Below are 7,838 nucleotides of genomic sequence, written 5' to 3'. Positions count from 1 at the left end.
CCTGATTGACCAAGAAACCAATCGACATGACCTGCACGCCGTAGTTCTCCATCGGCTCCATGGTCTGGCCGTCTTCGCTTTCGGGTCGGCCTTCAATGCCCATCATCATGGGCTGGCTGGGGCCGTAAATGTCGGCGTCCAGCAGGCCCACCTTGGCCCCCTCGGCAGCCAGCGCCAGCGCCAAGTTGACGGCGGTGGTGCTCTTGCCCACGCCGCCCTTGCCCGAGGCCACGGCCACAATGTTTTTCACCTGCGGCAGCAGCGCCACGCCGCGCTGAGCGCTGTGGGCGGTGATCTTGCTGGTCACGTTGGCCGACACGTTGGCCACGCCCGCCACGCCCTTGGCAGCCGCAATCAGCGCTTGGCGAATGCCGGGAATCTGGCTCTTGGCCGGATAACCCAGCTCCACTTCAAACGACACATCGCCGCCTTCGACTTGCAGGTTCTTCAGCGTTTTGGTGGAAACGAAATCTTTGCCCGTGTTCGGGTCGATGACGGCTTGCAGGGCTTGGATGAGTTGTTCGGTGGTCGCCATGGTCACTTTCTTGAATGGGCCGAAGTTTACCGACAAGACTGGCCATACACCCTAAAATCACCGATTCCCCTACAAACTGCCCCACCATGCCTGCCCATAACGGTCTTCAAGAAGCGCCCCGCCAACTCTTCGTCACCACCGCCCTGCCCTACGCCAACGGCCATTTCCACATCGGCCACATCATGGAATACATCCAGGCCGACATCTGGGTGCGTTATCAAAGGATGCAGGGCAGCCAAGTGAACTTTGTGGGTGCTGACGACACGCATGGCGCGCCCATCATGATCGCCGCCGAAAAAGCCGGCAAAACGCCGCAGCAGTTTGTGACCGACATCGCGGCGGGCCGCAAGCCTTATCTGGACGGCTTTCACATCCAGTTCGACAACTGGCACAGCACCGACGCGCCGGAAAACCATGAGCTGGCCCGCCAAATTTACCGCGACCTGCGCGACATTCCCTTGGCCAACGGCGGCTCGCTGATTGAGGTGCGCTCGGTCGAGCAGTTCTTTGACCCACAAAAGAACATGTTCTTGCCCGACCGTTTTATCAAAGGCGAGTGCCCCAAGTGCCACGCCAAAGACCAGTTCGGCGACAACTGCGAGGTGTGTGGCGCAGTCTATGCCCCGACCGACCTGATCAACCCGTTTTCGGCCCTGTCAGGCGCCACGCCTGAGCTCAAAACCTCGGAGCACTTTTTCTTCAAGCTGTCCGACCCGCGCTGCGTTGAGTTTTTGAGCCAGTGGACGCAAGACGGCAAGCTGCAACCCGAAGTGGCCAACAAGGTCAAAGAGTGGTTTTCGGTGCGCACCAACCCCGACGGCACGACCAGCGAAGGCTTGGGCGATTGGGATATCTCACGCGACGCGCCTTACTTCGGCATCGAAATCCCCGACGCACCGGGCAAGTACTTTTATGTCTGGCTGGACGCACCTGTAGGCTACTTGGCGTCACTGAAAAACCTGCTGGACAAACGCGGCGAAGATTACGCCGCCTACATGGCCAACCCCCATCTGGAGCAGATCCACTTCATCGGCAAAGACATCGTGACCTTCCACACGCTGTTTTGGCCCGCGATGCTGCACTTCTCGGGCCGCAAGACGCCCAACAAGGTCAACGTGCACGGCTTTTTGACGGTGAACAACGGCGAGAAGATGAGCAAGAGCCGGGGCACGGGCCTGGACCCGCTCAAGTATTTGAGCCTGGGCATGAACCCCGAGTGGCTGCGCTACTACCTGGCGGCCAAACTCTCAGCCCGCAACGAAGACATCGACTTCAATGCCGAGGACTTCATGGCGCGGGTGAACAGCGATTTGATCGGAAAATTCATCAACATCGCTTCGCGCTCGGCGGGTTTCATCGCCAAGCGTTTTGGCGGCCAGTTGGGCAGCGTCAGCGCCGACGGCCAAGCCTTGCTCTCGGCCTTGCAAGCCGCCACGCCAAGCATTGCTGCGTTCTACGAAGAGCGCGAATACGCCAAAGCTTTGCGCGAAATCATGCTGCTGACCGACAAGGTCAACAGCTATGTGGACCAAAACAAACCTTGGGATTTGGTCAAACAAGTCGGTCAAGACGCACGCTTGCACGACGTGTGCACAGCTTGCATTGAAGCCTTCCGCTTGCTGAGTCTGCAACTCAAACCCGTGCTGCCCGCATTGGCCGTGCAGGTCGAGGCCTTTTTGAACGTCCCGCCCTTGAGCTTTGCGCAAGCGCAAAACCTGCTGGGTGCGGGCCACACCATCCACACCTACCAACACCTGATGCAGCGCGTCACCCCCGAACAACTCGAAGCCCTGTTCGAGCCACCTGCCGTGGTGGAAGAAAAGCTGATCCCCGGTGGCGAAGCCATCGCGCCCGCGATCAGCATCGACGACTTCGCCAAGGTGGACCTGCGCATCGCCCAGATCGTCAACTGTGAGCCGGTGGAAGGCTCGGTCAAGCTGCTGCGCCTGACGCTGGACGTGGGTGAAGGCCCGGACTCACAAGGACGTCCCATCCTGCGCAACGTGTTCAGCGGCATCGCCAGCATGTACAAGCCCGAAGACCTGATCGGCCAACTCACGGTGCTGGTGGCCAACTTGGCGCCGCGCAAGATGAAGTTTGGCGTGAGCGAGGGCATGGTGCTGGCCGCCAGCCACGCCGACGACAAAACCGATGCAGGCATTTACGTGCTGCACCCCTGGCCGGGCGCCAAGCCCGGCATGCGCATCCACTGAAACGCCTGCACACGAGCACACTGCACATGTTCCCTCTGATCCGCGGATGGACCGATGTGCAGCGAAGCCCTGAGGCCAATCTGCGACTGGGCCTGGTGCTGACCTTTGTGGCCGGGGCCACCAACGCGGGTGGTTTTTTGGCGGTGGGCAGTTACACCTCGCACATGACTGGCATCGTGTCTTCGGTGGCCGATGACCTGGTGTTGGGCAACATCACCTTGGCGCTGGCAGGCCTCGTGTGCTTGCTGGCCTTTATGGCCGGGGCCATGTGCACCGCCGTGCTGGTCAACTGGGGCCTGCGTCAGCAACTGCGCAGCAGCTACGGACTGCCACTTCTGCTCGAATCCGGGGCCTTGCTGGTGTTCGGGCTGTTTGGCGCGGCCATTGCAGCTTGGTCGCAGCTGTTTGTGCCGCTCACGGTGGTCTTGCTGTGCTTCATCATGGGCTTGCAAAACGCCGTCATCACCAAAATTTCCAAGGCCGAAATCCGCACCACCCACATCACCGGCTTGGTGACCGACTTGGGCATCGAGCTGGGCAAACTCTTGTACATGAACCGCAGCCAGCCCGGAACCCCGGTGCGCGCCAACCGACAACGCCTTCGGGTGCAGCTGAGCTTGGTGCTGGGCTTTTTTCTGGGTGGGCTGATGGGGGCGTTGGGCTTCAAATACTGGGGCTACATCACCACCGTGCCCTTGGCGGCTTTGCTGTGGCTGCTGTGTCTGCGGCCCCTGCTGGCCGACCTGCGCTGGCGTGCCGCATAATTTGCCTATAAAAATAACCACGAGACGCCCATGGTCAAGATGCAAACTGTGCATTTTTTTCGCCCTCGTTTGCTCGACAGCTTGCATGGCTACAACCGCGAACGCTTCGGCCAAGATGTGGGGGCTGGCCTGACCGTTGGCGTGGTGGCCCTGCCCCTGGCCATGGCCTTTGCCATTGCCTCGGGCCTCAAACCCGAAGCCGGTCTTTTCACCGCCATCATCGCGGGCTTTTTGATCTCTGCTTTGGGGGGCAGCCGGGTGCAAATCGGCGGCCCTGCAGGCGCGTTCATCGTCATCGTCTACGGCATCGTGGAGCGCTATGGCCTGGCCAACCTGATCTTGGCCACTGCCATGTCGGGCGTGTTGCTGTTTTTAATGGGCTTGTTTCGGCTGGGCTCCTTGATCCGCTTTATCCCTGTCACCGTGGTCATTGGTTTTACCAACGGCATCGCGGTGCTGATCATCTTGTCGCAAATCAAAGATTTTTTGGGCCTCCAAGTGGTCAGCATGCCGGCTGATTTTTTTGGTATTTTGAACGCCTTGTGGCACAGTTTGCACACCATCAATTGGCCAGCGCTGCTGCTGGCCTTGGCCTCTTTGTCACTGGTGGTGGGGTGGCTGCGCGTAAGCAAACGCTTGAGCGGCACACCTTACCGCTGGGCCAGCATGTTGCCCGGCTCCATTGTGGCGCTGGTGTTTGCGACGCTGCTCACGTGGTTGCTGAACCTGCCCGTGGAGACCATTGGCAGCAAATTTGGTGGCATCCCGTCTGCCTTGCCTGGCTTTGTGTGGCCCGAGTTCAGCTGGGACAGTGCACGCTTTTTGCTCATGCCAACCTTGACGCTGACCTTGCTGGGGGCGATTGAATCGCTGTTGTGCGCGCGCATTGCCGACGGCATGATCGGCGACCGCCACAACCCCAACCAAGAGCTGATGGCCCAAGGCGTGGCCAATTTTGTCACGCCCTTTTTTGGCGGCATGCCGGCCACCGGCACCATCGCGCGCACCGTCACCAACATCAAAAGCGGTGGCACCACCCCGATATCGGGCATGGTGCATTCGCTCACCTTGCTGGCCGTGGTGCTGTTGGCCGCGCCACTGGCCGGGCACATCCCGCTCGCGGCGCTCGCGGCCATTTTGATGTTTGTGGCTTGGAACATGGGCGAATGGCGCGAGTTTTGGCACCTGCGCCAATACCGCATGCCTTACCGCATCACCTTGTTGTCGGTGTTTTTCCTGACTGTGGTGTTTGACCTGACGGTGGCTGTCGAGGTCGGTTTGGTCGCGGCCTGCCTGACGTTCATCTACCGCATCTCCAGCCTGAGCCGCAGTGAAAGCGTGGGCCCTGCCGAACAACCGAGCTTGGCCGGCTTGGCGCACCGTGTGCAGGCTTGGCGCTTGTACGGGGCGGTGTTTTTCGGCGCGGTCAAATTGCTCGAGGCCATTGAGGACAAGATCAACGCACCCGCGTTGGTGGTGGACTTGAAAAACGTGATCTACATCGATTCCTCGGGTGCGGACGCGCTGATGAGCTTGATCAAGACCTGCCGCAAAAAAAATGTCGCCCTGATTGTCTGCGGACTGAACCACCAGCCTCTGGACATGGCCCAGCGCAGCGGTCTGCTGGAGCAACTGCAAGGCCATTTGCAGCCCAGCTTAAGCAGCGGTTTGGACCGCGCCATTGAGCTGACCGCCTCGCCAGCCCGTTAAAATGAGCCGATTCACCCGAGTTAACCCTCGCCCACCAGGCTCTCGTTTGAGCCTTGCACAGATTGCCCCCATGTCCTTTTTTCGCCGCCCCGATTACGCCTCAGACACCACCCAATTCATTGACCAGTTGAAGGCCCAGCGCCCCGAACTGGAGGCGCAGCAGCGACAAGGTCGCAGCTTGTTGTGGGACAAGGCTGTGGACCGCGCGGTGCAAGCCGAATTCAACCAGGCCCGCGTGGCACAAAAACCCTACGTTTACCAAACCTTGGCATAAGGCTGGCCAACAGGTCTGGCGCACTGAGCTGCAGCACTGGGCAGTCAAGCGTTTGTGCTTACCCCCCAATTTGAAAACCGCAACCACAGGTCATGAACGCAGCGCGTCTCTCCACTGTCCACAGCTTGCCCGATGCCACCAGCCCTGCGAGCATGCCTGGGGTGGTGGACCAAGTGGCGCTGGCGCGCTTGTATGGCGAGCCCCTGTTCGCCATGCCCAGCGACTTGTACATTCCACCGGATGCGCTGGAGGTTTTTTTAGAGGCTTTCGAGGGCCCGCTCGATTTGCTTTTGTATTTGATCCGCAAGCAAAACTTCAACATTTTGGACATCCCCATGGCGGGCGTGACGCGCCAGTACCTGAGCTATGTCGATGAAATCCGCCAGCGCAACTTGGAGTTGGCCGCCGAATACCTGCTGATGGCGGCCATGCTGATCGAGATCAAATCGCGCATGTTATTGCCCCCCCGAAAAATGGCCGAAGGGCCGGAACACGAAGACCCTCGCGCAGAACTGGTGCGCCGTCTGCTCGAATACGAGCAGATGAAACTGGCTTCTATGCAGCTCAATGCCGTTCCTCAACAGGGGCGCGATTTTTTGCAAGCCCATGTCTACATCGAGCAAAGCCTGCAGCCGCGTTTGCCCGAAGTGGACATGAACGAGCTTCAATCGGCTTGGCGAGACATTTTGAAACGCGCCAACTTGGTACAACACCACAAAATCAGCCGCGAAGCCTTGAGCGTGCGCGAACACATGACTCTGGTGCTCAAGCACTTGCAGGGGCGCAAGTTTGTGGCGTTTGAACACCTGTTTGACCCAAGTTTGGGCGTGCCGGTCTTGGTGGTCACTTTCATCGCCTTGCTGGAATTGGCCAAAGAGACCTTGATCGACATCACCCAAGCAGAAGCCTTCGCACCCATCTATGTGCGCTTGGCTTACACCCCCAGCTGAACCAAGGCCCCACCCAGGGCCCAGCGGCAACCGTCAGCGCGCCGGGCTTGCGCTCAGTGGTTACGCCCACCCTTGAACATCCCGTGGGTTTTGCGGCTCAGAACCCCTTGCGCGGCCAATTTATTCATGGAGGGGCTGGCGTGGGCGTGGGTGATCGCCATCCCCAAGGCATCGGCCGCGTCTTGCCGAGGCAACACCGGCAATTGCAGCAAGCGCTTGACCATTTCTTGGATTTGCGATTTGGCCGCACGGCCTTGGCCGGTGATCGATTGTTTCATTTGCAATGCGGTGTACTCGGCCACCGGCAAGCCGCACGACACCAGCGCCGTGACGGCGCAGCCGCGCGCTTGGCCCAACAGCAAGGTGGCTTGCGGGTTGACGTTGACGAACACAATCTCGACCGAGGCCATATCGGGCTGGTAGCGTGCGTTGATTTCGCGGATGCCGTCATAGATCACCTTGAGGCGGGCGGGCAAATTGCCCATGTCCTCGCGGAGGGTCTCGATCACGCCGCTGGCCACGTACTGCAAGCGAGAGCCGGTGATGTCAATCAAGCCAAAGCCTGTGGTCTGCAAACCAGGGTCAATGCCCAAGATGCGCTGCGTCGGCGGGGGGGGTGTGCTCAGGCTCAAGGCAGCACCACGTCGTTCATGCGGGCCATGATGGTCTCGGCACGCCGCGCCAGATAGGCCGACTTCGCCAGTTTTTCAAAGTAGCGCGGGCGCGGCAGCATGACCGCCAAGCGCGCCGACTCCCAAGCGTTCAGGCGGGCAGCGTTTTTGCCAAAGTAGTGCTGCGCCGCCGCCTCGGCACCAAAGACGCCTTCACCCCACTCCACGTTGTTGAGGTAAATTTCTAAAATGCGCGACTTGCTCAGCAGCAATTCCAGGGTCAAGGCCAGCACCATTTCTTGGGCTTTGCGCAGCAGGGTGCGCTCGCCGGATAAAAACAAGTTTTTGGCCAGTTGCTGGCTGATGGTCGAACCGCCAACGATTTTGACGGCGACTGGTTTGTCGGCTTGGCGCTGCGCGCGCTTTTCGGCCTGGGCTTTGGCACGGTTGTTTTTTTCCCAAGCATTTTCGAGTGACTGCCACCAAATACCCGAGTGTTGGGTGAAAGCCGAATCCTCCGAGGCGATCACCGCCCGTTGCAAGCTTTTGGCCATCGCAGCCAGACTCACCGAGTCCTGACGCCAAGGCAATTGACCATCGCGCCACACGATGCGCCAGGCCTGCGAGCGTTGGAAGCTGGTGGACTCAGGGGCTATCCAATTCATGCTCACAATGCGCAGCACAAAAAACAACTGCAAGCCAAGCAGCGCCCACAGCAGCAGCAACAACCAGCGGCCCAGTGCGCGCATGCAACAGGTTTCTTTCGCTGAAAGTTTGGGCA

Annotated in this window: 8 protein-coding genes; 5 read left to right on the top strand and 3 right to left on the bottom strand. The window is 59.7% G+C overall.

Features of this window, described 5'->3' with window-relative positions:
* Positions 1 to 535: P-loop NTPase (locus ACIQ39_RS06690; RefSeq protein WP_396433831.1), on the bottom strand; the 535-nt coding region annotated here is incomplete at its 3' end.
* A gap of 86 nt (positions 536 to 621) precedes the next feature.
* On the opposite strand from ACIQ39_RS06690, the gene metG reads away from it, so the two are divergent.
* The 5 genes from metG (at position 622) to ACIQ39_RS06665 (ending at position 6,446) form a co-directional block, all read left to right on the top strand.
* Positions 622 to 2,748 (top strand): methionine--tRNA ligase, encoded by a 2,127-nt coding sequence (gene metG, locus ACIQ39_RS06685; RefSeq protein ID WP_396433830.1) that lies wholly within the window; start codon positions 622 to 624, stop codon positions 2,746 to 2,748.
* Positions 2,749 to 2,774: 26 nt separating this feature from the next.
* Positions 2,775 to 3,512 carry a YoaK family protein gene (locus ACIQ39_RS06680; RefSeq protein ID WP_396433829.1) on the top strand — a complete coding sequence of 246 codons (738 nt, stop codon included), beginning with the start codon at positions 2,775 to 2,777 and terminating at the stop codon, positions 3,510 to 3,512.
* A gap of 39 nt (positions 3,513 to 3,551) precedes the next feature.
* Positions 3,552 to 5,222 (top strand): SulP family inorganic anion transporter, encoded by a 1,671-nt coding sequence (locus tag ACIQ39_RS06675; RefSeq protein ID WP_396433834.1) that lies wholly within the window; start codon positions 3,552 to 3,554, stop codon positions 5,220 to 5,222.
* A gap of 70 nt (positions 5,223 to 5,292) precedes the next feature.
* The gene (locus tag ACIQ39_RS06670) at positions 5,293 to 5,496 is read left to right on the top strand and encodes a DUF3460 family protein (protein ID WP_396433828.1); all 204 of its coding nucleotides are present in this window, start codon (positions 5,293 to 5,295) and stop codon (positions 5,494 to 5,496) included.
* A gap of 92 nt (positions 5,497 to 5,588) precedes the next feature.
* The gene (locus ACIQ39_RS06665) at positions 5,589 to 6,446 is read left to right on the top strand and encodes a segregation and condensation protein A (protein WP_396433827.1); all 858 of its coding nucleotides are present in this window, start codon (positions 5,589 to 5,591) and stop codon (positions 6,444 to 6,446) included.
* A 53-nt stretch (positions 6,447 to 6,499) separates the two neighbouring features.
* On the opposite strand, the gene ruvC is transcribed toward ACIQ39_RS06665, so the two are convergent.
* Positions 6,500 to 7,078, bottom strand: coding sequence for a crossover junction endodeoxyribonuclease RuvC (ruvC, locus tag ACIQ39_RS06660; protein WP_396433826.1), 579 nt, complete (start codon positions 7,076 to 7,078; stop codon positions 6,500 to 6,502).
* Positions 7,075 to 7,806, bottom strand: a complete 732-nt coding sequence (mtgA, locus tag ACIQ39_RS06655; RefSeq protein ID WP_396433825.1) for a monofunctional biosynthetic peptidoglycan transglycosylase — start codon at positions 7,804 to 7,806, stop codon at positions 7,075 to 7,077. The genes ruvC and mtgA overlap by 4 nt, the downstream gene beginning before the upstream one ends.
* Positions 7,807 to 7,838: the final 32 nt, after the last annotated feature.

The organism is Limnohabitans sp., assembly GCF_044361645.1.
Lineage (GTDB): Bacteria > Pseudomonadota > Gammaproteobacteria > Burkholderiales > Burkholderiaceae_C > Limnohabitans_A.
This window is presented reverse-complemented; position numbering and strand designations above follow the sequence as displayed.

Excerpts from the sequence above, each read along its gene's own strand:
- metG (WP_396433830.1), top strand. The coding sequence starts at position 622 with ATGCCTGCCCATAACGGTCTTCAAGAAGCGCCCCGCCAACTCTTCGTC.
- ACIQ39_RS06680 (WP_396433829.1), top strand. The coding sequence starts at position 2,775 with ATGTTCCCTCTGATCCGCGGATGGACCGATGTGCAGCGAAGCCCTGAG.
- ACIQ39_RS06675 (WP_396433834.1), top strand. The coding sequence starts at position 3,552 with ATGCAAACTGTGCATTTTTTTCGCCCTCGTTTGCTCGACAGCTTGCAT.
- ACIQ39_RS06670 (WP_396433828.1), top strand. The coding sequence starts at position 5,293 with ATGTCCTTTTTTCGCCGCCCCGATTACGCCTCAGACACCACCCAATTC.
- ACIQ39_RS06665 (WP_396433827.1), top strand. The coding sequence starts at position 5,589 with ATGAACGCAGCGCGTCTCTCCACTGTCCACAGCTTGCCCGATGCCACC.
- mtgA (WP_396433825.1), bottom strand. The coding sequence starts at position 7,806 with ATGCGCGCACTGGGCCGCTGGTTGTTGCTGCTGCTGTGGGCGCTGCTT.